This window comes from Pontibacter burrus (genome assembly GCF_010686685.1).
Classification (GTDB): domain Bacteria; phylum Bacteroidota; class Bacteroidia; order Cytophagales; family Hymenobacteraceae; genus Pontibacter; species Pontibacter burrus.
Window position 1 is genome coordinate 1 of sequence record NZ_JAAGWD010000011.1, and the last position, 25,487, is coordinate 25,487.

General features: G+C 45.5%; 25 protein-coding genes. 17 read left to right on the plus strand and 8 right to left on the minus strand.

Translation table 11 applies throughout. The features are described 5' to 3' along the window. Window positions 1-441: 441 nt before the first annotated feature. The 5 genes from GXP69_RS17835 to GXP69_RS17855 all read right to left on the minus strand — a co-directional run bounded on the left by GXP69_RS17835 (window position 442) and on the right by GXP69_RS17855 (window position 4,926). Complete coding sequence (locus GXP69_RS17835; RefSeq protein WP_163916810.1) at window positions 442-1,158, minus strand: SAM-dependent methyltransferase; 717 nt, start codon at window positions 1,156-1,158, stop codon at window positions 442-444. Window positions 1,159-1,270: 112 nt separating this feature from the next. Then, a complete protein-coding gene (locus tag GXP69_RS17840; RefSeq protein ID WP_163916811.1) occupies window positions 1,271-2,041 on the minus strand; it encodes an alpha/beta fold hydrolase in 771 nt (256 codons plus the stop codon). 81 nt (window positions 2,042-2,122) lie between these two features. Continuing rightward, entirely contained in the window at window positions 2,123-3,175 is a 1,053-nt protein-coding gene (gene selD / locus GXP69_RS17845) for a selenide, water dikinase SelD (RefSeq protein WP_163916813.1), read from the minus strand. A 2-nt stretch (window positions 3,176-3,177) separates the two neighbouring features. After that, complete coding sequence (gene mnmH, locus GXP69_RS17850) at window positions 3,178-4,206, minus strand: tRNA 2-selenouridine(34) synthase MnmH (RefSeq protein WP_163916815.1); 1,029 nt, start codon at window positions 4,204-4,206, stop codon at window positions 3,178-3,180. Window positions 4,207-4,212: 6 nt separating this feature from the next. Beyond that, window positions 4,213-4,926, minus strand: coding sequence for a pyridoxine 5'-phosphate synthase (locus GXP69_RS17855; RefSeq protein WP_163916817.1), 714 nt, complete (start codon window positions 4,924-4,926; stop codon window positions 4,213-4,215). Between the two features lie 170 nt (window positions 4,927-5,096). Between GXP69_RS17855 and GXP69_RS17860 the strand changes: the two genes are divergently transcribed. From GXP69_RS17860 to hemH, 15 genes are all read left to right on the plus strand, one after another. Continuing rightward, the gene (locus GXP69_RS17860) at window positions 5,097-5,558 is read left to right on the plus strand and encodes a GatB/YqeY domain-containing protein (protein ID WP_163916819.1); all 462 of its coding nucleotides are present in this window, start codon (window positions 5,097-5,099) and stop codon (window positions 5,556-5,558) included. A 132-nt stretch (window positions 5,559-5,690) separates the two neighbouring features. Then, the gene (locus GXP69_RS17865) at window positions 5,691-6,206 is read left to right on the plus strand and encodes a CvpA family protein (RefSeq protein WP_163916820.1); all 516 of its coding nucleotides are present in this window, start codon (window positions 5,691-5,693) and stop codon (window positions 6,204-6,206) included. Window positions 6,207-6,306: 100 nt separating this feature from the next. Further along, window positions 6,307-6,876 carry an anthranilate synthase component II gene (locus GXP69_RS17870; RefSeq protein WP_163916822.1) on the plus strand — a complete coding sequence of 190 codons (570 nt, stop codon included), beginning with the start codon at window positions 6,307-6,309 and terminating at the stop codon, window positions 6,874-6,876. Between the two features lie 32 nt (window positions 6,877-6,908). Next, the gene (locus GXP69_RS17875) at window positions 6,909-7,682 is read left to right on the plus strand and encodes an alpha/beta fold hydrolase (protein ID WP_163916824.1); all 774 of its coding nucleotides are present in this window, start codon (window positions 6,909-6,911) and stop codon (window positions 7,680-7,682) included. Continuing rightward, a complete protein-coding gene (locus tag GXP69_RS17880; protein WP_163916826.1) occupies window positions 7,679-8,344 on the plus strand; it encodes a CBS domain-containing protein in 666 nt (221 codons plus the stop codon). Before GXP69_RS17875 ends, GXP69_RS17880 begins: the two co-directional genes overlap by 4 nt. Window positions 8,345-8,346: 2 nt before the next feature. Beyond that, entirely contained in the window at window positions 8,347-9,744 is a 1,398-nt protein-coding gene (locus tag GXP69_RS17885) for a POTRA domain-containing protein (protein WP_235925822.1), read from the plus strand. Between the two features lie 10 nt (window positions 9,745-9,754). Next, window positions 9,755-10,642, plus strand: coding sequence for an NAD kinase (locus GXP69_RS17890; RefSeq protein ID WP_163916828.1), 888 nt, complete (start codon window positions 9,755-9,757; stop codon window positions 10,640-10,642). A gap of 113 nt (window positions 10,643-10,755) precedes the next feature. After that, window positions 10,756-11,772 carry a DUF6089 family protein gene (locus GXP69_RS17895; RefSeq protein WP_163916830.1) on the plus strand — a complete coding sequence of 339 codons (1,017 nt, stop codon included), beginning with the start codon at window positions 10,756-10,758 and terminating at the stop codon, window positions 11,770-11,772. 49 nt (window positions 11,773-11,821) lie between these two features. After that, window positions 11,822-12,586, plus strand: a complete 765-nt coding sequence (gene porG / locus GXP69_RS17900) for a type IX secretion system protein PorG (protein WP_163916832.1) — start codon at window positions 11,822-11,824, stop codon at window positions 12,584-12,586. A gap of 60 nt (window positions 12,587-12,646) precedes the next feature. Then, on the plus strand, window positions 12,647-13,390 hold the full coding sequence (locus tag GXP69_RS17905) for an isoprenyl transferase (protein ID WP_163916833.1): 744 nt from the start codon (window positions 12,647-12,649) through the stop codon (window positions 13,388-13,390). A 7-nt stretch (window positions 13,391-13,397) separates the two neighbouring features. After that, window positions 13,398-15,881 carry an outer membrane protein assembly factor BamA gene (gene bamA, locus GXP69_RS17910; RefSeq protein WP_163916835.1) on the plus strand — a complete coding sequence of 828 codons (2,484 nt, stop codon included), beginning with the start codon at window positions 13,398-13,400 and terminating at the stop codon, window positions 15,879-15,881. A 15-nt stretch (window positions 15,882-15,896) separates the two neighbouring features. Further along, window positions 15,897-16,550 (plus strand): OmpH family outer membrane protein, encoded by a 654-nt coding sequence (locus tag GXP69_RS17915; protein WP_163916837.1) that lies wholly within the window; start codon window positions 15,897-15,899, stop codon window positions 16,548-16,550. Between the two features lie 30 nt (window positions 16,551-16,580). After that, complete coding sequence (locus GXP69_RS17920) at window positions 16,581-17,207, plus strand: OmpH family outer membrane protein (RefSeq protein WP_163916839.1); 627 nt, start codon at window positions 16,581-16,583, stop codon at window positions 17,205-17,207. An 82-nt stretch (window positions 17,208-17,289) separates the two neighbouring features. Then, complete coding sequence (locus tag GXP69_RS17925; RefSeq protein WP_163916841.1) at window positions 17,290-18,327, plus strand: RluA family pseudouridine synthase; 1,038 nt, start codon at window positions 17,290-17,292, stop codon at window positions 18,325-18,327. Window positions 18,328-18,449: 122 nt separating this feature from the next. Further along, a complete protein-coding gene (hemH, locus tag GXP69_RS17930) occupies window positions 18,450-19,478 on the plus strand; it encodes a ferrochelatase (RefSeq protein ID WP_163916843.1) in 1,029 nt (342 codons plus the stop codon). A gap of 248 nt (window positions 19,479-19,726) precedes the next feature. On the opposite strand, the gene GXP69_RS17935 is transcribed toward hemH, so the two are convergent. The 3 genes from GXP69_RS17935 to glmM all read right to left on the minus strand — a co-directional run bounded on the left by GXP69_RS17935 (window position 19,727) and on the right by glmM (window position 23,068). Then, the gene (locus GXP69_RS17935; RefSeq protein WP_163916845.1) at window positions 19,727-20,308 is read right to left on the minus strand and encodes an LOG family protein; all 582 of its coding nucleotides are present in this window, start codon (window positions 20,306-20,308) and stop codon (window positions 19,727-19,729) included. A gap of 79 nt (window positions 20,309-20,387) precedes the next feature. Then, entirely contained in the window at window positions 20,388-21,530 is a 1,143-nt protein-coding gene (locus tag GXP69_RS17940; RefSeq protein WP_163916847.1) for a cysteine desulfurase family protein, read from the minus strand. A gap of 155 nt (window positions 21,531-21,685) precedes the next feature. Then, on the minus strand, window positions 21,686-23,068 hold the full coding sequence (gene glmM / locus GXP69_RS17945; RefSeq protein WP_163916849.1) for a phosphoglucosamine mutase: 1,383 nt from the start codon (window positions 23,066-23,068) through the stop codon (window positions 21,686-21,688). A gap of 204 nt (window positions 23,069-23,272) precedes the next feature. Here glmM and mazG point away from each other — a divergent pair, with 204 nt between their 5' ends. After that, complete coding sequence (mazG, locus tag GXP69_RS17950) at window positions 23,273-24,082, plus strand: nucleoside triphosphate pyrophosphohydrolase (RefSeq protein WP_163916851.1); 810 nt, start codon at window positions 23,273-23,275, stop codon at window positions 24,080-24,082. A 519-nt stretch (window positions 24,083-24,601) separates the two neighbouring features. Beyond that, window positions 24,602-25,468, plus strand: coding sequence for a MotA/TolQ/ExbB proton channel family protein (locus tag GXP69_RS17955; protein ID WP_163916853.1), 867 nt, complete (start codon window positions 24,602-24,604; stop codon window positions 25,466-25,468). Window positions 25,469-25,487: the final 19 nt, after the last annotated feature.

Consider the following 25,487-nt stretch of genomic DNA (forward strand, 5'->3'; position numbering starts at 1 on the left):
GAGAAGTTAAGCCCGGACGCGCCGATGGTACTGGCCTCACCGCCGGGAGAGTAGGTGGCCGCCAACCCCTTACAAAGCCCTGTCCCCTACAAAAGGACAGGGCTTTTGCGTTTTAATCCCCCCACCCCCACCCAGCAACAACAGCTGCCGAACCAAAGCCAGCGGAAGGGGATGGACTAAGAGCAGGAAAGCTTGCCGAGATCACTGTAAAGGGAGGACATGGGACACCTCCGCAGTGTTACTTCAACTTGATCAGCCTTTATTCTTATTGTCTATCCCTCGAAGACACTGCATCATTACAAGTCATTGTGCAGCTATTTTAACTTATATATGCACTTAAACTTTGGAGGTAAAGCTTATTTTGATGGTATAGTTTCGATGCTACTTCAGAAACCGAAAGGGCAGCCTAAAATGGCTGCCCTTTCGGTTAGTACTTATACTCTATCTATAGATCAAGAACACTGCTGGTTGTTTGTGAATGTCGGGCAACTTCCCTTTCCATTGATGGATAGTTTTTGTTTGGATAAATTCATGTTCAGGTGACGTGATATTTGCTGCAATACAGAGCTTTGTTTCCGGATGGAGCGTAGTGAGCAGATCTTCCAGGAGTTTGTTATTCCGATAGGGCGTTTCCATGAAAATCTGAGTTTGGTTACGCTGCTGCATCTCTTTCTCTAACTGCCTTAAGGCCTGTACGCGTGGTCCTTTATCTATTGGTAAGTAACCATGGAAGGCAAATTGTTGTCCGTTAAAGCCACTGGCCATTAAGCTTAACAGTATAGCAGATGGGCCTGCGAAGGGGATAACCTTGATTTCCTTTTGATGTGCATATTTTACTACTTCTGCGCCAGGGTCAGCAATACCTGGGCAACCAGCTTCTGAGATAATACCTGCATCTATAACTTTCTCAACTATAGGTTTTAGTGAAGCTTGTACCTGTGCCGGCGTTGCGTCCTTATCAATCTGTACAAAAGTTAGTTCTTCTATAGTTAACTCCGGGCAAATCATTTTTACATAACGACGCGCAGTACGCAAATTTTCAACTATAAAATAGCTTAGGTTTCGAACAGTTTCTTTTACCTGTGGTGAGATAACCTGATCAGCTGTGCCTTCCGCCAATATAGTTGGGATTAGGTATATAGTACCGGTCTTTTTCATACTACAAAAATATTAACTATAAAGGTATATAAATATAAAAGCTGCCTTGGCTACTAAGCAAAGACAGCTTTGAAACAATAGGAGGACTATACTATTAATAACAGGTCTATAGTTAATCCGCACTTAGGAAAGTTGTTACCAACTCGTACACTTGATCGGGGGCCTCGGCATGTACCCAATGTCCGGCGTTTGGTATAGTTTCAACTTCAACTAATGTGAATAAACGTTCGATGCTGCCATATATATCCTCTGGTTTGATATACCTAGACCTGCCACCTTTAATGAACAACGTGTGCTTTTTAAAAGGTACATCCGATGTAATGGCTTCTGCTACCTTTTCATAGTTTCTTTCAATCGCATCCAGGTTCATGCGCCAGCCAAAGGTATTGTCCTCTTTGCGGTACAAGTTCTTCATCAGAAACAGGCGAACATCCTCTTCCTGTATTTGTTTCGCTAATTGTGCATCTACTTCTCCACGGCTTGTAACGCGTGCCAGATCTACTGACTGCAGTGCATCTATAATTTCGTCGTGGTGTGGCGGATAGGCTTTGGGAGCGATGTCCACAACTATAAGTTTTGTGATACGGGTCGGGTATTTAAGCGCATAATTCATGGCAACCTTACCACCCATCGAATGGCCCATTATAGCCGGCGTCGGAATCTGTAGTTCATCTACCAGGCGTAGTACGTCTTCTGCCATGGCATCATAATCGTGCTCTTCGGAGTGAGGTGAACGGCCATGATTGCGAAGATCAACTAGGAAAACGTTGTAATGCTCAGCAAATCGTTTTGCCAAGGTTTGCCAGTTATCTAATGTGCCAAACAGTCCGTGCAGAATCAACAGCGGTTGACCATGGCCCATTTCTTTATAGTGTAATTTCATTATTTCAGTTATCAGTTAACAGTCAATCGTTATCAGTTTAGGCTTACGGAACTATAGTTTGAGAGATATAAACTATAGTAACTATAGCACAGCTATCAGTTTTTTCTCAGATTCCCGCTCTTTTAAAATACCCAATGGCTGAAGGTGTAAACTATAGTTGGCAAATAGCTGCAATACTTCTTCACGGCCAGCCGGATCAAGGGCAACTAGTAGGCCGCCGCTTGTTTGCGGATCGCAGAGCAGGTACTTTTGGTCTGGTGTAAGGCCTGCAATTTTATGGCCGTAGCTGTCGTAGTTGCGGTGCGTGCCGCCTGGTATGGCTTTTTGCGCCAGGTATTCGAGTGCCTCTGGTATAACCGGTACCTTATCGAAGTGAACTTCTGCAGCCAAATTACTGCCTTCACACATCTCAGATAAATGTCCCAGCAAGCCGAAACCGGTAACGTCGGTCATGGCTTTTACTTGTGGCAGTTTGCCAAGCTCAGCACCGATCTTATTCAGCTGCATCATTTGCTTTGGTGCCAGATCAGTGTGTTCTGGTTTAAGGATCGCTTTTTTCTGAGCGGTGGTAAGGATGCCTACACCAATCGGTTTTGTTAAGTATAGTTCGCAGCCGGCAGTGGCGGTGTCGTTACGCTTCAGGTTTGGAATGTCGAGTAGGCCGGTTACAGCTAAGCCAAAAATAGGCTCAGGGCTGTCGATGCTATGGCCGCCGGCTAAGGGGATACCTGCTTCGTGGCAGATGCTGCGGCTCCCCTCAATTACACGTTTGGCAACTTCTGGTGCCAGTTTATCTATCGGCCAACCCAGCACAGCAATTGCCATCATCGGGTTTCCACCCATCGCATACACATCCGAAATAGCGTTAGCCGATGCAATCCGACCGAAATCATAGGCATCATCAACTATAGGCATAAAAAAGTCGGTGGTGCTGATAACGGCGCGGTCATTGCCAATGTCGTACACAGCGGCATCGTCGCGGGAGCTGTTACCAACAATAAGCTTTTTATCCTCGGGATAGCTGATGTCGGAATGCAGGATGGCGTCCAGTACTTTTGGTGCAATTTTGCAGCCGCAACCGGCGCCGTGGCTGTACTGGGTAAGTTTTATAGTTTGTGTGGATGTTTCTTCCATGGTTAAATCAGGTTGTTAGTTTTGGCGAAGCGTATGATCTCCAGTGCATTTTCTTCCGGATTTATAGTTTGCAGCGGCAGCATGTATACCTGTTGCTTTGGTTTTAACTGATAATAATATGCTTTGTCGTAATAGGTAAGCGCAATCTCCACCATCTTTCCCATATCCCCTGTCGCAATGGCATCCAGTGCCTCTTGGGTAGCTAAACCTCCGAGGCGTTTCTTTATCTTAACTATAGATGCTTCCAGTACGGTTTTGTCGGTGCGGCAGTATTCGTGCGCCAGCTTTTGCACGCGCAGCTTTTTGGGTACATCTATCACTATCGTTGGGCGCTGCTGCATGTAAGTAAAGAACTCATGCGACATTTTTATGCGACCAATCGTTTCGCCTTCATCTTCAAACCAAACCGCCTGTTCCGGATTTAGTTTTAAAAGTGCAGAGCCAAGCAGGTTCTCGAACTGCTCTGTAGTAGGTTGTGCGGGCATGCCTATACTTCCAAAGGCAGAGCCTTTGTGGTTAGCCAATCCTTCCAGGTCTATAGTTTGCTGGCCAAGCTTTTGCAGGTAAGGTAGGATGTCTGTTTTGCCGCTACCTGTAAAACCGCTGAGCACAACTATAGGCCATGGCTTTGAGAATTGTTCCTGTATAAAATGGCGGTAGGCCTTATAACCGCCTTGCAGCAGGTGCACTTTAAACCCCGCAAAACTCAGCAGCCAGGCCATTGCCCCGCTACGCATACCACCCCGCCAGCAATGCAGCAGTACTTCCTTATCCGGAGCAATGTTGGTAGCATTTTTCACGAACTCCGACATCTTTGGCCCAAACAGATCCAGGCCTAACAGTACCGCCGGATCGTGGCCCTGCTGCTTGTAAGAAGTGCCTACTTTTGACCGTTCTTCATCCGTAAAGATAGGAAAGCTCTGCGCCTGCAGAATGTGGCCGGCTTCGTACTCTTTTGGTGCACGCGCATCCAGTACAGGCAGCTTCTCAGCTTTCTGCAGAAACTCTTCTATCGCTATCGGGTTTATCAAAATGGCTTATTTAAGCTGGCGCAGATATAGTTGTATGGTGTTCTCCAGGCCATAGTACAGGGCATCGCAGATCAGGGCGTGACCAATACTCACTTCCAGCAAACCCGGTAAGTTCTCTTTCAGGTATTTCAGGTTGTCCAGGTCTAGGTCGTGGCCGGCGTTCAGGCCAATGCCAAACTCCTGCGCTTTAACAGCCGCTTTCATATAGGGAGCAATGGCTGCTTCGCGGTTGGCGTGGTACTGGCGGGCGTAATCTTCGGTGTATAGTTCTACACGATCGGTGCCAACTATAGCGGCACCTTCAATCATGCTTTCCACGGGGTCTACGAAAATAGAGGTGCGGATTCCCAGGCTTTTCATCTCTGAAATTATATCCGTCAGGAAATCTTTGTGCTTGATCGTGTCCCAACCGGCGTTGGATGTAATGGCATCCGGGGCATCGGGCACAAGTGTCACCTGTTCCGGTTTCACGTCTTTTACAAGCTTCAGAAAATCAGGGGTTGGGTTGCCCTCTATATTAAACTCGGTAGTAACAATTGGCTTCAGGTCGTATACATCCTGGTAACGGATATGGCGCTCGTCTGGGCGTGGGTGCACGGTTATGCCTTGCGCTCCGAAGCGCTCACAATCTTTGGCTGCCTGTACTACGTTTGGTCTGTCGCCGCCGCGGGCATTCCGAAGCGTAGCTATTTTGTTTATATTTACACTGAGTTTGGTCATGTTGCTTGGTGGCCGCTTTTGCAGCCGGCTAATTTTACTTATAAACGAGATGACTAAATTAATGGAAATTTAAATAAGATGTTACGACTGGTTTTTTGCCGCAACTGTAAAAGCCCCGTAGAAGTAGCATAATGCCCTTAGCTTATATATACTATAAAAAATATAAAACTATGACCTTAAAAGAAAGAGTAGAGGCCGATATTAAAAAGGCCATGCTGGCAAAAGATAAGGCGCGCCTGCAAGCCCTTAGAAGCATAAAATCATTGATACTGCTGGCCGAAACCGAAAAAGGTGGCGGCGAAGGCTTGACTCAGGATACTGAACTGAAACTGCTGACCAAAGCAGCTAAACAGCGACGTGAATCGGCGGAAGTTTACGCGCAGCAGAGCCGTGCCGACCTGGAGCAGATTGAGCTGGCCGAGCTAGCCGTAATTGAAGAATACCTGCCAAAGCAGCTGGATGAAGGCGACTTGCGCATTAAGCTGGTAGAGATTATTCAGCGCGTGGGAGCAACCGGACCTTCGGACTTAGGACGCGTAATGGGTGTAGCTTCAAAAGAACTGGCCGGACAGGCAGATGGCCGGGCAATTTCTGCTGCAGTAGGTGCTTTACTGAACAACACTGATTTTTAATCGCTGGCGAAACTATAGTTTCAGCATCAATTTATAGTTGGTAGCCTAAACCGATTATTTTATCTTAGCGCTGCTGCATTGGCTTTACACCGGTGCAGCAGCGTTTTGTTTTGATCCTATAGTTTCTGCGCCATGAGCACTTTCGATTATTTCCTGCTGGTCCCGATCCTGTTTGGGGCATTTATGGGCTTCCGGAAAGGATTGTTAATGGAGCTGGTGTCTTTACTGGCGCTGGTGCTGGCAATACTTGGCGGGCTGAAGTTTCTGAATGTAGCATTGCCTATAGTTCGGGATTTCGTAGGCGATGTGGGGGTGCTGCCTTACCTTACGTTTATAGTTGTTTTTATTGCCATCATCCTTATAGTTTACCTGACCGGGTTTATCCTCAAAAAGGCCATCGACTTTACACCTTTCGGTTTCTTCGATAATTTTCTGGGAGCAGTGCTTGGTGCGCTAAAGTGGTGCTTCGCCATTAGCCTGTTGCTTTATGTTTCAGACATAGCTGGTATCAGCATTACAGATGAGACCGCTTCCGAATCTATAGTTTACCCGGTGGTACTCAAAACCACGCCTTATGCGCTGGATATACTGAGTTATGTATTGCCGTTTGTTAAAACGCTGATGGATTCGTTGAAAGGGTTTTTTTAGTTGATTTGAAAATGTGGAGATTTGAAAATTTGAAAATTAATCAGACACCGTAAAAATAAATCATAGTATTAGTATTCAGCTCCAAATTCCCAAATCTAAAATGCTGCTTCTGCTCGATAACTTTGATTCGTTTACCTACAATCTGGTGGACTATTTCGGCCAGTTGGGAGTGGAAGCGCATGTGGTACGGAACGATGTGCCATTGTCGGAGATTAAAAAGCTGCCGATAAAAGCTATAGTTCTGTCGCCGGGGCCGGGCACGCCCAAGGGAGCAGGAGTGCTAATGGACGTGATACACGAATACCATGTGCGTGTACCGATGCTCGGAATCTGTTTAGGGCACCAGGCGTTGGGAGAGTTTTTCGGAGCAACGCTGGATAAAGGTGAAAAGCCCATGCATGGCAAGATCTCTGAAATAATCTGCGAGCCGGATCCGATCTTTGAAAATCTGCCGGAGAAGATGCCGGTTGTGCGGTATCATTCGCTGGTATTGCGCCACGCACCGCCAACTATAGTTCCGCTGGCGCATACGGCTTCTGGTGAGCTAATGGCATTTAAACATAACACCTTGCCACTGTACGCGTTACAGTTTCATCCGGAGGCGGCGCTTACTACTTATGGCTTAGAAATGCTACGAAATTGGCTGAGTATTGCTAATATTGCAGTATAAATTATATTTTTTTGGTTAGTTTACCCTCTATTATGGATCTACAGATTAAACGAGAAGGCGAATTTCAGTATATTGATGAGGGACAAGGCGAAGTGCTGCTGTTACTGCACGGCCTGTTTGGTGCCCTTAGCAACTGGAATGGCGTCGTAGATCATTTCTCTAAAAATTACCGCGTGGTTATTCCGCTGATGCCGATCTACGAAATGGCGTTGCACAAGGCAGGTGTACCCGGGTTGGTAAATTTTGTAGAAGATTTTGTGAAGTTTAAGAACCTGCGCGACCTGACACTGCTGGGCAACTCGCTGGGCGGACACGTGGCACTGGTGTATTCTTTAAATAATGCTGCAAAAGTAAAGCGTTTGGTGCTTACCGGCAGTTCCGGCCTCTTCGAGGACTCGATGGGCGGCTCGTTCCCGAAACGTGGTAACTATGAATATGTAAAGGAGCGTGTAGAGTATACCTTCTATAGTCCTGAAACGGCGACAAAGGAGCTGGTAGATGAAGTTTTCAACATTACCAACAGCAATGCCAAGTGTTTACGTATCATAGCTATAGCAAAGTCGGCGCAGCGCCACAACATGGCTAAAGATATCACAAACATTAAAGTGCCAACGCTGTTGATATGGGGCCTGAACGATACCATAACACCGCCGCTTGTAGCACACGAGTTTAACAGGCTGATGGAGAACTCAGAATTATATTTTATAGATAAGTGCGGACACGCGCCTATGATGGAACATCCGGAGCGTTTTAATAGTATCTTAGAAAAATTTCTTGACAAGACCAGTATAGAACAACCCACATGATTGCAGAAGAACTCATCAACCAAATGATCCCGCCGCTTAAGCTCTATGATACCGTAGAGAAGGCGTTGCGCTGGATGGATGAGTTCCGTGTAAATGAGTTGCCTGTAGTTAGCAACCGTAAATACCTGGGCATGGTGACTGCGCTGGGACTGGTAGAGCAAACCGACCGCAATCATACCCTGAAAGAAGTAGAACTGGATTACCAGGATGTGCACGTAATGTATTCGCAGCACTTCTACGATATCATGGAGATTGCAGTCAAAAACAAGATACAGGTAGTTACCGTGCTCGACGAGATGGAAGAGTACATGGGTATTATAACTATAAACGATACCTTGGCTGCTTTCGGTCAGATGTCGGCGCTGCAGGGGCAGGGCAGCATACTTGTGCTAAGCATGCCGGAGCGTGATTACTCCCTGAGCCAGATCAGTCGCCTGATAGAAGAAGATCATACCAAAATTCTGAGCGCTTATGTGTCGCCGGATGAACTGGATCCTTACAAAATAAAGCTTACCCTAAAACTGAATACCACCGACCTGACACGCATTATTGCCACGCTGGAGCGCTTCGAATACCGCATCACAGCACAGTTTCAGGATGCCAGCTCATTTGATGTTGGTAAAGACCGGCTGGATATGTTGTTCAAGTATCTGGATATATAACCTTGTTGCTGCGGCGTTACCTGTTCTGTGCTGCTGTTTTATGGTGCTGCTGCCTGACGGTGGCAAACGCATCGTTGTGTACAGAGCCGCATGTAGTGGTGCAAACTATAGACTTTACCGGCAACGAAGTTACCAAGGAGTTTATCCTTACCCGCGAACTCACCTTTCAGCCTGGTGATACTATTGTAACCGAAGACCTGGAAGCGCAACTCGAAGAGAGCCGCAAACGCATCTACAACCTGCGTCTTTTTCATGCTGTAAACTATAGCTATACCTGTGATAACGGCCTGGTGCAGGTAACCTACCAGGTAAAGGAGCGTGTATATTTATATCCCATTCCTTATTTCGACTTCGCAGACCGTAACTTTAATGCCTGGCTCGAGAAAAAAGACCTTAGCCGCCTGGACTATGGTTTTATTTTAACCCGCAGAAACTTCAGAGGACGTAACGAGGATGTGCGTCTGCGTCTGCAACATGGCTTCAACCGCCGTATAGAGCTTTCCTATCGGGTACCCAATCTGGGAGGCAACCGTAACCTGGGCTACGAGGTCGGGGTGGCAGATTACCGAAGCCATACCATCAACTATAACATCCTTAATAACCGACAGTATTTTTACGAAGAAAAGGAGAGTATGCCGATCAGGCGTACATCGGCGGCGCTGGCCTTGCTGCATCGCCAGAATGTGCAGCGGCAGTCGGCGCTGCGGGTAGCTTACTACCACGAAGAAACCGCCGATACTATAGTTCACCTGAACCGCGACTATTTTAATACCGGACTTTCGAACCGCAACTATATCCGCCTCGACCTGTCACACGTTTTTAACAGGCGCAATACGTTTGCCTATCCGCTCTCGGGCAGCTATTTTGATGCAGGGATAGGGCATGCCTTTTTCCTGAACAATACCGGCACGGGTTTTACTACAGCCCGTGCCAAGTATGTGCAGTATGTGCCGCTGCCCCGCAAATTCTACTATAGTGTTGGCGGAGAGGCGCAGGTGCGGTTGGGTAATAATTTTGCAGTTACCGACAATGTAGCGCTGGGCTACCGTTCGCTGGTGCGCGGCTATGAACTATACGTGGTTGGGGGGCAGCACTATGGCCTGTTCAAGCAGGGGCTTTCAAAAGAATTATTCAACATAAAGGGCATCCACCTTAAATTTATTCGTAACCCTAAACTGAATACGGTACCGCTGGCTGTGTACCTGAACACCTTCACTGATGCCGGTTATACCATAGATAACATTTACGAAGCCCGGAACCCGCTTACGAACAGATTATTGCTGGGTGGCGGGTTTGGCTTGCATGTCGTTACATTTTACGATATTGTGCTCCGTGCCGAGTATACAGCTAACCGCGAAGGCAACCGTGGCTTATATCTGAATGTTGGCTACCCGTTTTAATCAGAAACTTATGAAAATTGCTATACTAGGTAAACCTTTCAGCGAGCAAATCGCGCCTTATATACAAGAACTATTCGACGAGCTGCTGCGCCGCAAGGCAGACCTGATGTTGGTAGAGCATTTTCAGTTATACTTACAGAATACAATTCAGATACCAAACGATATACCGGTGTTTAAGCGCGGCGATAGTTTGGCAGGTGTGGATGTAGTGCTGAGTATAGGTGGCGACGGAACTTTGCTGGATACCGTGACTTATGTAGGGGCGCAGGAAGTTCCGATACTGGGGATAAACACCGGACGTCTGGGTTTTCTGGCTACCATCTCGCACGACAGTATAAATGTAGCGCTGGATGCACTTTACGAAGGGGACTACTCGCTGGATGATCGAGCACTGATCCGGGTAGACTCTGATCAGGAGGTATTTGAAGGCATTAACTTTGGATTAAATGAGTTTAGCGTATTAAAACGCGATAGCTCATCTATGATAGTAGTGCATACGTATATTGATGGGGAATACCTGAATTCATATTGGGCAGATGGGGTAGTTGTAGCAACACCAACCGGGTCTACCGGTTATTCGTTAAGCGCTGGCGGCCCGGTTGTGCTTCCGCAAACCAACAATTTTGTCATTTCACCCGTATGTCCGCACAACCTGAATGTGCGCCCTTTGATTGTTTCAGACAGAAGCGTGATCTCGTTTGAAGTGGAAGGCCGAAGCAGTAGCTACCTTGCATCCCTTGATTCCAGGTCTGTGCCCGTTGATATTAATGTACGGCTGGCTGTAAGAAGAGAAAACTTTGTGGCCCGGCTTGTTAAGTTACACCATGTAAACTTTTTATCTACGTTGCGTAGTAAATTAAATTGGGGCATGGACAACAGAAACCTTTTCCAGAAGTAGAGATTAAATATATCTAATATTATTTTTTTAATAATTCATAATCTCTATTTTTGTCTTTATATCTTTGGTAAAGTGACTGGAATTTGTAGCCGCTTACATAGCATTCGTTCAATATGAGAAAAATCTGTACCCTCGTTTTGTTGCTTACTTTCTCCATGTGCTTTGTAGCTACTGATGCAGAGGCGCAGCGCTTTACCTTAAGGAAGCGTTATGCATCTGTAGGGGTGCATCTGGGAGCCATGAACTATTTCGGGGATATTGTACCCCAGCCTGATTTTACCAGTCTCCGTTTTAAATCCACGAGGCCAAACATTGGGATAAATTATACGTATCGTTACCTGCCACGCGTTTCAGTACGCGGTAGTTTCCATTGGGGACGCATTTTAGGTGATGATCAGCTGAGCGCGTCTCAAAGCGAGTCGGAGAACCTTGGCCGTTACAAACGTAACCTCTCTTTCCGGAATGATATTAAAGAGCTGAGTGTAGTAGGGATTGTGGATTTATTTGAGAACCGCCAGACTTACCGCCGCCGCCCGGACTTTGTGCCATATGGTTTTGTAGGGATAGCTGTTCTCCATCATAATCCGAAGGCATACTATAGAAATGGGTCTCGTTCAGATATTTCGGGTGCCGATGACATTCCGACAGGCTGGTACGAACTACAGCCCTTAGGTACTGAAGGGCAGTATGTAGAAGGGCAGGGTTATCCAAGTCCGTATAAGCGCGTACAGATTGCCATTCCATTTGGTTTGGGCGTACGTTATAAACTGGACCGATACTGGGATTTGAGCTTTGAAGTTGGCTGGAGAAAAACATTTACAGATTACCTGGATGATGCCAGTTCATCGTTTGCAAACAAAGCAGACCTCCTGAGCAGCAACAACAGCAGCCCTAACCCTAAAGCATCGGCTATTTTCTCTGACAGAAGCTTTGAAGGTGGCGGTGCAAATTTCCCGGGTGAAGTAAGACCAGACCCAAGCCCGGGCGTACCTTACCAGCGACTGAACGGTTACGGAACATCAGCTAATACCATGCGTGGCGACAGAAATGATAAAGACTGGTACATCGTTACAGGTGTGAATATTAGCTATATCTTAACTCCACAAATCAGAAGTCCGAAGTTTAGATAATAGAACAAACCCCTGTTCGTTGTTACCTAAACCTCTGTTTAGCGAATAAATGACTTTACATAAAATCAAGCAAGCACTCCTTATTTGTGTAACACTGCAAATAGGGAGTGCTTGTTTTACTACTCCTGCCGAAGCACAATCCTTTGTTACCAGCGAAATTGGTGTAGGGTTGGGCGGTGCCAACTATAAAGGGGAGCTTGCACCCAACTACCGCTTCCTGAATAACCAGCCTGCCATTACATTATTCTACCGTCGTGACCTGAGCCGTACCTTCACGGCCCGCGGAGGAGTTATGCTTAGCCACCGTATAGCTGATGATAACACTATCGGCGATGGGGTGCAGGATCTGCCTTTGCCTAACTATAGGCAAGCCGAGCTGCGTCTGAGCCTGGCGGAAGTTTCGGCGGTAATGGAATATAACTTCTTCGATTATTATGACCTCTCACAAAAGGTTAGAATAACACCCTACTTTTTTGCAGGTATTGCCGGCCTGATCTATAATAAGAAACTCACTTCCGATAATCCGACCCTGGATGAGTTGAACAAACCGTTTGATACGGACCTGACCATAAGTGTACCGTTTGGGGTAGGGGTAAAGTACGCCCTTACCAAAAACTGGAACCTTGGTCTTGAGTTTGGCACACGCATGCTCTTTAACGATAACCTGGATTTCCTGACTGAAGCAGACGGAAAACATGTAGCAAACCCGTACGATAAAGACTGGTATTTCTATAACGGAATCAGCATTTCCTATACCATCTGGACCATTAAGTGCCCGCCTCCTTACAAACGCCAGCCAGGTATATTGGATTAGCCACTTAAATTTTAATTAATTTATCTTGCTTTTTGTAACTTGCAAGGAAATTGTGGTTAAATGGATCTAAGGGAAACAGTAGATAGGAACAATTTACCTAAGCATATTGCCGTTATAATGGACGGTAACGGGCGTTGGGCAAAGCAGAGAGGGGGAATTCGCATTTTTGGTCATAAAAATGCTATAACAGCTGTGCGCGAAACCGTTGAGGCAGCCGCCGACTTAGGTGTGGAGTATCTTACCCTTTATGCTTTTTCTACAGAGAATTGGTCCAGGCCTGAAAGCGAAGTGTCGGCACTGATGCAACTGCTGGTAACAAGTATACGCAAAGAAGCTTCCAGCCTGAATAAGAATAATATACGCCTGCAGACGATAGGAAATACGGAAAGCCTTCCTAAAAGCTGCCAGCGCGAGCTGATGGAAGCCATGGAGCTTACCAAAGGTAATACCCGCATGACATTAGTGCTTGCCCTCAGCTATAGTGGGCGCTGGGATTTAACCCATGCCATGCGCAAGATCTCAGCAAAAGTTGAGCAAGGTGAGCTTTCATCTGATGATATAAATGAAAGCGTAGTTGCAAATCACCTGGCCACAGCGGGTATGCCGGAACCGGAGCTGCTGATCAGGACAAGTGGCGAAATGCGGATCAGTAATTTTCTGCTGTGGCAATTAGCATATACAGAACTATACATAACAGAATTGCTTTGGCCGGATTTCCGGAAACAGCACCTATACGAGGCGATAATAGCATATCAACGTCGTGAAAGGCGCTTCGGAAAGACGAGTGAACAACTAATCAAGTAAAATATTAATGACAAGATCCATCTGGATGCTGTTTTTCCTGTTTCTGGCAGGTACAGCTTCCGCACAAGTGCTCAACAACGCTACACAAACAAACCCTGTAGATTACACGCAGCCGCGCCAATACCAGATTGGTGGCATAACTGTAAGCGGAGCAAAATTTCTTGATCCCAATGCACTTATAGCAGTTACCGGGCTTAAGGTCGGCGATGAAATCACCGTTCCTGGTGAAGACATCAGTCAGGCTATCCAGAAGCTTTGGGCGCAGGGTATCATCGGGGATGTTGATGTAAGCATCACCCGCATCGAAGGCAACCAGATCTACTTAGACTTTTTCCTGAAGGAGCGTCCGCGTCTTTCCAGGTTTGTGTTCTCAGGTATCAATAAATCGCAGAAGGAGGCTCTGAGCGAAAAAGTGATCCTGCAGCGTGGCCGTACAGTAAACGATGCTACCCTAAACAGTACCCGCACCATTATTAAAAAATACCTTGCCGAAAAGAGCTATCTGAATGCCAAAGTAAACATTGTACAGCGCCCTGATTCGCTGCTGCCAAACAGTGTAGTGTTGGATATTCGCATTGACAAAGGCGATAAAGTTAAGATAGGTAACATTGATATAGTTGGAAACGAAGCCTTCTCTGACAGAAAACTGGAGAAGCAGATGAAGAAGACAAAGGAAAAAAGCCTGTTCAACCTTTTCTCCTCTTCTAAATTCCAGGAAAGCGAGTTTGAGAACGATAAGCAGTTACTCTTAGACTTTTATAACTCAGAAGGTTACCGCGATGCGATTATAGTTTCTGATTCAGTGTACAGAATCAGTGATGACCGCTTAGGTATCAGAATTACAGTAGACGAAGGTCAGCGCTATTACTACCGTAACATTACCTGGAAGGGCAATTACCTGTACGATGATGAGTACCTGACCCGAGTATTAGGTATAGAGAAAGGTGATATCTATAACCGTCAGGAACTGGATAAGCGACTGAACTATAACCCAACAGGAATAGACGTGTCGGCCCTTTACCAGAACGACGGTTACCTGTTCCAGAGCATTGACCCTGTGGAAGTACGTGTTGAAGGCGACTCTATCGACCTGGAGATGCGTGTATACGAAGGACCGCAAGCAACAATAAAGAATGTAGTTGTTACAGGTAACACCAAAACCAGCGATCATGTAATCCGGAGAGAGCTACGTACGTTACCTGGCGATAAGTATAGCCGCGATAACCTGATCAGAACAAGAAATGAACTGGCTGCTCTAGGGTACTTTGATCCTGAAAATATTGGTCTGCAGCCGATCCCGAACCCGGAAGATGGTACCGTGGATATCCACTACTCTGTAGTGGAAACACCAAATGACCAGATCAGTTTATCTGGTGGCTGGGGTGGCGCTATTGGTGCTATCGGTACGGTTGGTTTAACACTTAATAACTTCTCTACACGCAAATTCTGGGATCTGGATGAGTGGAGGCCAATACCAAGCGGCGATGGGCAGCGCTTGTCGCTTCATGTGCAGGCAAATGGTAAGTACTATCAGTCTTATTCGTTGTCTTTCACTGAGCCTTGGCTGGGTGGCCGCAGAGCAAACTCTTTAACAGTAAGCTTGTTCAAAACAGTGTATCGTAGAGCAAGTGCTTTTGAGGCAGACTCAAAGCTGGATGTAAACGGTGGTTCCATAACACTTGGACGAAGACTTCAGTGGCCGGATGACTATTTCAACATGAGCCATTCCCTGTCTTATAGCCGTTATACGCTGGATAACTATACATACCTTTTCTCAGACTTTACAAATGGTATATCGAACAGTATATCAGTTGTAAATACAATTTCACGCTATAGCATTAACAACCCGACCTTCCCATCGTCAGGTTCTCAGTTGTCTCTTAGCGTGAATTTAACGCCACCATACTCGCTGTTTAAGGACAATGCAGGTAAGTATGAGTTTGTTGAGTTTAATAAATGGATGTTCGATGCATCGTATTTCATAAACTTGGCAGGGAAATTGGTATTGAATACAAGAGCGCACTTTGGTTTCCTGGGTAAGTATAGTTCAAACGCTACGCTTGGCCCGTTTGAGCGCTTTAAACTGGGTGGTTCTGGCTTAGGCGGCGGTAACGTGTTTGTGGGTACTGAGTACATCGGCTTGCGTGGTTACGACGACGAAAGCGTTGTAAACTCGAATAACTCTGATGCGTTACAGGCAGGTGGTATTGCTTACAACAAATTTGTGGTAGAACTACGCCAACTGATTTCGCCAGCCCCTGCAGCAACTATCTATGGTTTAGCCTTTATGGAAGCCGGTAACAACTTCGGGTCGTATTCAGAATATAATCCGTTTAAGCTGTATCGCTCGGTTGGTGTAGGTGCACGTATCTTTATGCCAATGTTCGGCCTTTTAGGCTTTGACTATGGCTGGAGACTGGATGATTTACCTGGACAGCCTGATGCAAAGCGGGGTATGTTCCACTTTATTCTGGGGCAGCAGCTGCGCTAACCAAAATGAATTAGTATGAAAAAGTTTTTGTTCATCTTTTTAGCTGGCTTTTTTCTGACGCATATTTCCAATGCGCAGAAGATTGGGTATATTGATTCGAACTTTATACTTAGCAAAATGCCTGCTTATAATAAGGTACAGCAGGAGATGGACAAATATGCTGAAACCTGGCAGCGGGAAATTGAAGCCTTGCAAAAAGAGGCTGATAAGCTGAAGCAGGAGTACCGTACGGAGGAAGTGCTTCTTACAGAAGAAATGAAGAAGAAGCGCCAGGCTGAGATTGCGAAGAAGGAAAACGAAGTGCGGGAGTACCAGCGCAAGGTGTTTGGTTACGAAGGCATGATGTTTAAGCGCAGGCAAGACCTGATGCGCCCTATACAGGACGAGGTTTTTACTGCCGTAGAAAAGGTATCAAAGCAGCGTCAGATTGCTATCATGTTTGATAAATCCGGTGATCTGGTTATGATCTATACCAACCCGGTACATGATTATACAGAATATGTGCTGGAAGAACTGGGGCTTGCTTCGGATAAAGCCAATACAAAGGGTAAGCAGCCGGCCGACGCTTTGAAAGATAATCCGGATGATTTGCCTGAGCTTGGAACAGAGAACGAACCTCCGGTAAAACAGCCCAAAGGCACAACAACCAAAAAGAAGTCTAACAACTAATCACAATAAGTAATACAAATTAACCAACCAATGATGAACAAAATCAAAACCTTAGTAGTAGCGTTTTTACTGATCAGCTTTGCGTCTTTTGCCCAGAGCAATGACCAGCCCCTGAAGATTGGTTATACTAACGTTGAATACATTTTACTGCAGCTACCAGAAAGCAAGCAGATAGAGTCTCAGCTTAAAGACCACAGCACACAACTTGAGAACCAGCTGAAAAACAAATACAGCGAGTACGAAACGAAGCTGCAGGCTTACGAGAGAGGTGCTCCTACTATGGACAAAACCATCCGTGAGGACAAGGAGAAAGAGCTGATGAGCCTGAATACTTCTATCCAGGAGTTCCAGCGTAATGCTCAGCAGTCGTTGCAGCAGAAAGAAAAATCTCTGGTAGACCCAGTTATCGCTAAAATCGATAAAGCTATCAAAGATGTAGCAAAAGAGAATGGTTATACCTATATCATCAGCAACCAGGCGTTACTTGCTGGTCCTGAGGATGGTGATATCTCTCCGCTTGTGCTGAAGAAACTGGGTGTAGATCCATCAAAAGCACAAACTACAGCTGAGCCTGCTGCTAAGCCAGCTACACCGGCAACACCGGCTAAGACGCCAGCTAAAACTCCAGCAAAATCTAATACTAAGAAGAAGAACTAATAACGTACTTTCTTATAGTTTTGAAAGCCGATGTGATAAACTTCGGCTTTCTTTTTATGTATAGCCTATACTTCCAATACCCGTGGCAGAATACGAAGACCAGGAAATTACCGCAGAAGACTCAGACGAACTATACGAACACCACCGCATTGTAGTGGATAAAGGGCAGGCCTTACTGCGCATAGATAAGTTTCTGATGGATCGACTGGCGAATGTTACACGTAACAAGCTGCAGGAAGCTATCCGGGCAGAGTCGGTGCAGGTAAACGATAAGCCGGTGAAGGTAAGCTATAAAGTAAAACCCCTGGATGTAATCACAATTACCCTGGCTGAGCCGCCGCGTGATACAAACATAGTTCCGGAGAATATTCCGCTGGATATAGTTTATGAAGATGACGAATTGTTGCTGGTAAATAAACCGGCAGGCATGGTAGTGCATCCTGCTTATAACAACTGGACCGGCACGCTGGTAAATGCCCTGACTTACCACATGCAAAACCTGCCTACAGGCCGCAATGGCGAGGGGCGCCCGGGCCTGGTACACCGAATCGATAAAGATACATCCGGACTCCTGGTAATTGCCAAAACAGAGTACAGTATGGCTTTCCTGGCGAAGCAGTTTTATGATCATACTATAGAACGTACTTATTACGCACTGGTTTGGGGCATACCTAAATCAGATAGCGGAACAATAGTTGGCCACGTAGGCCGTAGTGCTAAAGACCGTAAGGTGATGACCGTTTACCCTGATGGCTCTTACGGAAAGCATGCGGTTACACACTATAAGGTGCTGCGGAAATTTAAGCATGTGTCGCTGGTACAATGTAACCTGGAAACGGGCCGCACGCACCAGATACGGGCACATATGAAGTTTATTGGGCACCCGCTCTTTTCGGATACAACTTATGGGGGCGATAAAATTCTGTATGGTACGCCAAATGGTAGCTACAAAGCTTTTGTTGATAATGCACTTAAGCTGATGCCACGCCAGGCGCTGCATGCCAAATCGCTTGGGTTTATACATCCAATCACAAAGCAGCAATTACAGTTTAACTCTGAGTTGCCTGAAGATTTTACAGCCGTACTGGAGAAATGGGAACTATACGAAAACCAGGAGTAAACAATTTTGGCCTTTGCTGCTTGATGTAATAAGGATTGCCAATCATGGGATAGAAATTATCGATTTACAACTAACGGGTTATCCTTCGTATCTTTGTAAGGCAACAGCACTATAAACTATAGATGAGCAAGAAAAAGACTGGTAAGATAGGTGTTTTACTGGTGAACCTCGGTACACCTGATACGCCCTCAACGCCTGATGTAAGAAAGTACCTGCGCGAGTTCCTGCTGGACAAACGCGTGATTGATATTAACCCAGTGGGCCGTTATGCGCTGGTAAATGGTATAATTGCACCGTTTCGTGCGCCAAAGTCAGCTAAAGTATATCGTGAGTTGTGGACCGACCGCGGTTCGCCGCTTATGTACCACGGCCGTGATTTGCAGGCAAAGTTACAGACTGCCCTTGGCGACAAATATCATGTGGCCTTTGGTATGCGCTACCAGAATCCGAGTATTAAAAGCGCACTGGAGGAGCTCCGCGAACAAAGTGTAGACCGCATCATTGTAGTGCCGTTATTCCCGCAATACGCAGCTGCCACAACAGGTTCGGTACACGATAAGATCATGGAGATCGTAAAGGACTGGTGGATTATACCTAGTATCAACTTTATCTCCAGCTACTGCGACGATCCGAACTTTATAAATGCATTTGCTGAACTGGGTAAGAAATACCTGGCCGAAGATAACTACGACCATGTAGTATTCAGCTACCACGGGGTGCCGGAGCGCCAGGTGCTGAAAGGAAGCGACCATGGTTACTGTAAGCTTGGCACCTGCTGCAACAGCTATAACAAACGCAATAAGTACTGCTACCGGGCTTCCTGCTTTGTTACTTCACGGTTACTGGCCGAAGCCTTGGGCTTACGCGAAGATCAGTACACTGTTGCTTTCCAGTCAAGGTTGCTGAGCGATCCGTGGCTGCAGCCTTACACCGACGAAATACTGAAAACAATGCCTGCCAAAGGTTATAAGAAAGTATTGGCCTTTAGCCCGGCTTTTGTAGCTGATTGCCTTGAAACAACTATAGAAGTTGGAGATGAATTTAAAGAGATGTTCCTGCACGCCGGCGGAGAGAAATGGGTACTGGTAGAAAGCCTGAACTCTTCTGATCCGTGGGTGGAAGCACTCCGCCAGATGGTATTGGAGAATTGATAAGATTTGTAAATGTGGAGATTTGAAAAAAGATAATCTCCGCAAAACTTTAGCAAAAAAGCCGCTGATCTACATTAGCGGCTTTTTATGTTAATTCAGCATTTTGATAACAGGAGGGAAGATAAGGTATGTTATTCTCCCGGAATCTATAGTTCTATAGTTGCGGCTATAGTTGTGGTCTTGCCATTTTGAGCAGGTCAGATAAAGCAGAGTTAAATGACGCCTATACCTGGCTAAACTATAGTTTGCTAGATCCGCTTAAAGTCAACCCAGTAATCTGAAGTAGCATCCGAATACTCGCGTAGTTTTTTGAGAAGAAGTGCAGGGTCGTCTTCAACGATCAGGTTGTCGCGGTGGTCTTGCTTTACAAAGCCTTCTGCTACTGTATGGTCTATCATGTCCAGAAACTTATCATAGTAGCCATTCACGTTATAAAAGGCAACAGGTTTTTTGATAATACCTAACTGGTTCCAGGTAATGATCTCGCAAATCTCATCGAAGGTGCCAAAACCACCGGGCATGGCTACAAAAGCATCCGATCGGGCAGCCATCATTGCTTTGCGTTCGTGCATAGTTTGTACCACATGTAGCTCCTGTAAGCCGGCATGTGCTACTTCCCGGTCTACCAGGCTTTGCGGAATAACGCCAATGCCCTTACCGCCATGTTCCAGTACAGCATCAGCAATCACGCCCATAAGCCCCACGTTACCGCCGCCATACACCAGCGCTATAGTTTGTTCGGCCATTAACTTACCCAATGCTGCTGCTGCCTCGCTGTAAATTGGGTTTGAACCTGTGTTTGCCCCGCAAAATATGCCTATACTTTTCATAAATTTCTGATACTATAGTTAAAGAAAAAAACTCCGGCATTTTACCGGAGCTTTAGGTTTATCTTTTTAAGTAAAGTTGTTATGCTGTTACCTTGTTATATAGCTTAGCTAAAGTTTCAACAGCATAATCTATCTCTTCAAGTGTATTGTATTTGCTGAAAGAGAAACGAACAGAGCCACGGGTCGGGTCTACATTAAGTGCCTGCAGTACATGCGAGCCAGCATTTGCGCCACTGCTGCATGCGCTACCGCCAGATGCCGAAATCTTGTTGATATCCAGACTGAATAGCAGCATTTCGTTGATGTCTGATGGTGGCAGGCTTACGTTCAGTACTGTGTACAGGCTCTTATCCCCAAACTCCGACATACCATTAAAACAGACATCATCCAGTTGCTCGCGTAGCTTATAAATCATTCTGTCTTTCAAACCCTGAATGTGTTTCTGATGCTCATCCATGTCGCGGTAAGCAATTTCCAGTGCTTTAGCCAGACCAATAATACCATACACGTTCTCAGTGCCACCACGCATGTTGCGCTCCTGCGAACCACCTTGTATGAGTGGCTGAATTTTAATATTGGCATCGCTGTACAAAAAGCCAACACCTTTAGGGCCATGAAACTTGTGCGCAGAACCAACTATAAAATTAGCACCCAGCGTTTGCAGATCGTGCTTATAGTGGCCCATTGTCTGAACCGTATCTGAATGGAAAACGGCGTTATACTTTTTGCAGATCTCACCGATCTCCTGGATGTTATTGAGCGTGCCTATCTCGTTGTTAGCATGCATAATAGAAACCAGCGTTTGTGGTTGGTTTGCCAGCAATTCTTCCAGGTGCTCCAGATCCAGGTTGCCGCGTTCATCGTGGCGCAGATAGCTCACCTGCACATCAAACTGTTTTTCCAGCATCTCCATAGTATGCAGCACAGCATGGTGTTCCATTTTTGTAGTAATGGCATGCTTGATACCCAAAGTACGGCAGGTGCAAACTATAGCAGCGTTATCAGCTTCGGTTCCGCCGGATGTAAAGAAGATCTCGGCAGGAGAGGTGTTCAGTAAAGTTGCTACCGTTTTGCGTGCCTTCTCGATAGCTGCGCGCACTTCGCGGCCGTGCGAGTGAATAGAGGATGGGTTTCCATAGTGCTCCAGCATAAAAGGGGCCATGGCATCAAAAACTTCCTTATCTAAAGGAGTAGTGGCAGCATTATCTAAATATACACGCATGTCGGTTTGGGTTTGCATAACTATATAACGAACTACTAAAGTATGAAAAAAAGTTGCGCCAAGAAGAAAGAAAACCAGTTTCTCTCCTTGGCGCAGTTAAAATGACCTTTAAGATTGATACTTACAACAACACATTAAACAACACATTAGGCTTTCTAAGAAATAACCTCTTTAATGTCAGCAATTATTTTGTTGGCCAAGTGCTCAGCTGTTGCGTTGCTATCAGATTCGGCATAAATACGAATGATTGGCTCCGTGTTGGATTTGCGAAGATGCACCCACTCTTTATCGAACTCAATCTTAACACCATCTATCGTATTGATAGGCTGTTTTGCGTAGCGCTCCTGCATCTGGGTCAGTACAGCATCTACATCCACATCCGGTGTAAGCTCTATCTTGTTTTTAGAGATATAATAGTTAGGATAGCTGGCACGCAGGCGCGTCATGCTCATGCCTGATTTTGCCAGGTGCGTCAGGAACAACGCTATGCCAACCAGTGCATCACGGCCATAATGCAATTCAGGGTAAATGATACCCCCATTGCCTTCGCCACCAATTACAGCATTCTGCTCTTTCATCATGTTCACTACGTTTACCTCACCTACAGCAGCCGCATAGTAGTTACCGCCTGCTTTCTCCGTAACGTCGCGCAGCGCTCTGGTTGATGAAAGGTTAGAAACAGTATTGCCTACTTTATTCTTCAGGATATAATCCGCAACGGCTACCAGAGTGTACTCTTCCCCGAACATACTGCCGTCTTCGTTTATCAGCGCAAGGCGGTCTACGTCCGGGTCTACAACTATACCCAAGTCAAATTTGCCTCTTTCAATCACCTTGGAAATTTCACGCAGGTTCTCAGGCAGTGGCTCCGGGTTGTGTGGGAAGTGGCCGTCTGGTTCGCAGTATAGTTTTTCTACTGATTTAACGCCAAGTGCTTCGAGCAGCATAGGTACTGCAATACCACCGGTAGAGTTTACACAGTCAATAGCTACGCTGAAGTTCTTTTCTTTAATAGCTTCTACATCTACTAAAGGCAGAGCCAATATTGCTTCTATATGCTGCTGTATGGCATCGTTGTTCTGAGTGTACTTACCCAATTCAGTTACCTGAGCAAACTCGAACGCTTCTTTCTCGGCCAGTTCCAGAACCAGCTTGCCTTCTGCATCCGAAATAAATTCACCTTTATTGTTAAGGAGCTTCAGGGCATTCCACTGCTTTGGGTTATGGCTGGCTGTTAGTATAATACCGCCTCCCGCTTTTAACGCAGGCACCACCATTTCTACGGTTGGCGTAGTAGACAATCCTACATCCACTACGTTAATGCCAAGGCCTTGCAGGGTGGCACATACCAGCTTATTTACCATGTCGCCGGAAATGCGCGCGTCGCGGCCAACTATAATCGTATTGTTCTGGGTGGTCTGTAGTACCCACGTACCGTAAGCTGCGGCAAATTTAACTACATCCACAGGGGTAAGTGCATCACCTGCCTGCCCACCTATCGTTCCTCTGATTCCTGAAATTGATTTTATTAAAGCCACTTGATCTTAATGTTAATAGACTGCAAAAGTAGTAATATTTACCTTTAAATAGCACACCTTAACTATATGCGCTTGTTTAAACTTTAGTATACTTCTGGATAAGTGGCCGGGCACTTGAATAAGCCTCTTAAGTGTTCACGATGTGTGGTAGTGCTAAACTATAGTTTGCAAACAGCTACCTTCGTATTTTAGTATATTTGCTTTATGGATAAAACTTTTTTTGATGATACGCCGCGCGGGAGACAACTAAAGGCTTTTAACCGCCTGCTGGATGTAATGGATGACCTGCGCGAGAAGTGCCCCTGGGATCGTAAACAAACGATGGAAAGCCTTAGGCACCTGACTATAGAAGAAACCTACGAGCTCTCAGATGCTATACTAAAGAAGGATAAGCAGGAAATAAAGAAGGAGATAGGAGACCTGATGCTGCATCTGGTGTTTTATGCCAAAATAGGTTCTGAGCAAAATGCCTTTGATATAGCTGATGTGCTGAATGCACAGTGTGAGAAACTGATCTTCCGGCACCCCCATATCTATGGTGATGCTACTGCCAATACCGAAGAAGAGGTTAAAAAGAACTGGGAGCAGCTGAAACTGAAAGAGGGCAACAAATCGGTGCTGGGTGGGGTGCCAACTTCGTTGCCTGCACTGGTTAAAGCCATGCGTATTCAGGAAAAGGCAAGAGGGGCTGGTTTTGACTGGGATGATAAAAGCCAGGTATGGGAGAAAGTGCAGGAAGAGCTGAAAGAATTCGAAGCTGAATTCAATGTAGTCGATACCACAACTATAGATAAGGAAAGAGCGACTGCAGAGTTCGGAGACCTTCTGTTTTCACTGATTAATTTTGCACGCTTTATAGATATCAGTCCTGAGGAAGCACTGGAGCGAACCAACCTGAAGTTTATAGAACGGTTTCGTTATCTGGAGACCGAAGCAGCCAAAGATGGAAAGAAGCTGCAGGATATGACCCTGAAAGAAATGGATATTTACTGGAATCGTGCAAAAAATAGGTAGGCACGCATACAATGTATTTTTTCCTTTACTATATTTAAATCACTTTTCTCTGATAAAAACAGAAAAGGTGTTTAGACATTAAAATAGTGCAGTTATATAATTTATCTGGAGTACATCCCTTATTATCCTGCTTTATGCTGCGGATAAAGGCGAGTATATTGTCATAGTTTTCTCCTTATACTTTAATATGTAACAAATGTGCGCCACCTATGTATAATGGTAGTGCTTAATTTTATTGTTAGATTTTTCTAAGAGAATGCACAGCCAATAAGTTTATGCTTTGCATAATATTATTAAATACATAGATTTGTGAATGTGCATTTATCTGTTTAGGCTTTTTTAGGTAAAACAGGCATGTAAAAAAAGTAGGGCAGGTAGGTATAATTACAGGCCGATGTGCTGCTGAGAAAAAAAAAGATGATGTCGTAAAGAACTAAAACTGAAACAATTACATTTTTATAATTACACAATCAATTTTTAATTACAACACAAACAGCTAAACTTTAAACTTTAATCAAAATGGAAAAAAAGACTGCAGTAGTGAGCAAGAATGCTAATGTAGAGAAAAAACCAAGTGCAGTAGGTTCTCTATTTGCGACCATAGTTATTCCGCTTGCCCTTATAGCATGTGTGCTTATCTATATGTTCGTATTTGGTGCCCCTGCTAACTTCCAGGGTAATGATCCAAATAATCAGCCTTTACCAGGTAACTACCTTGGTATAGTTTACAAAGGTGGATGGGTTGTGCCTCTTCTACTTGCCCTTAACCTGTTGGTATTTATCTTCGCTATCGAGCGTGCTCTTACTATCGGTAAAGCAAAAGGTACTAAAAGCGTTACTGACTTCGTACGTACAGTTGCTGCGAAACTTAACCAGCGCGATGTAAACGGTGCTATTGCTGCCTGCGACGCACAAAAAGGTTCTGTTGCAAACGTAGCAAAAGCTGGTCTGCTTAAGTACAGAGAAATGCAGAGCGAAACTGAACTGCTGAAAGCAGAGAAAGTTGCTGCTATCCAGAAAGAGATCGAAGAGTCTACTTCTCTTGAGTTGCCAATGCTGGAGAAAAACCTGGTTGTTATTTCAACTATCGCGTCAATCTCTACACTGGTAGGTCTTATCGGTACAGTACTTGGTATGATCAAGGCGTTCTCGGCTCTTGCAACTTCAGGTGCTCCTGACTCAGTAGCTCTTGCAAACGGTATCTCTGAGGCTCTTATCAACACAGCTCTTGGTATTACTGGTTCTACTATCGCGATTATAGCGTATAACTACTTTACAAGCAAAATCGATGAGCTTACTTACAGCATCGATGAAGTTGGTTTCAGCATGGTGTCTACTTTCACAGCTCAGCACGACACTGCTAATGCAAGACCACAAACTGTATAAGTTAAGTTAAACTGTATTT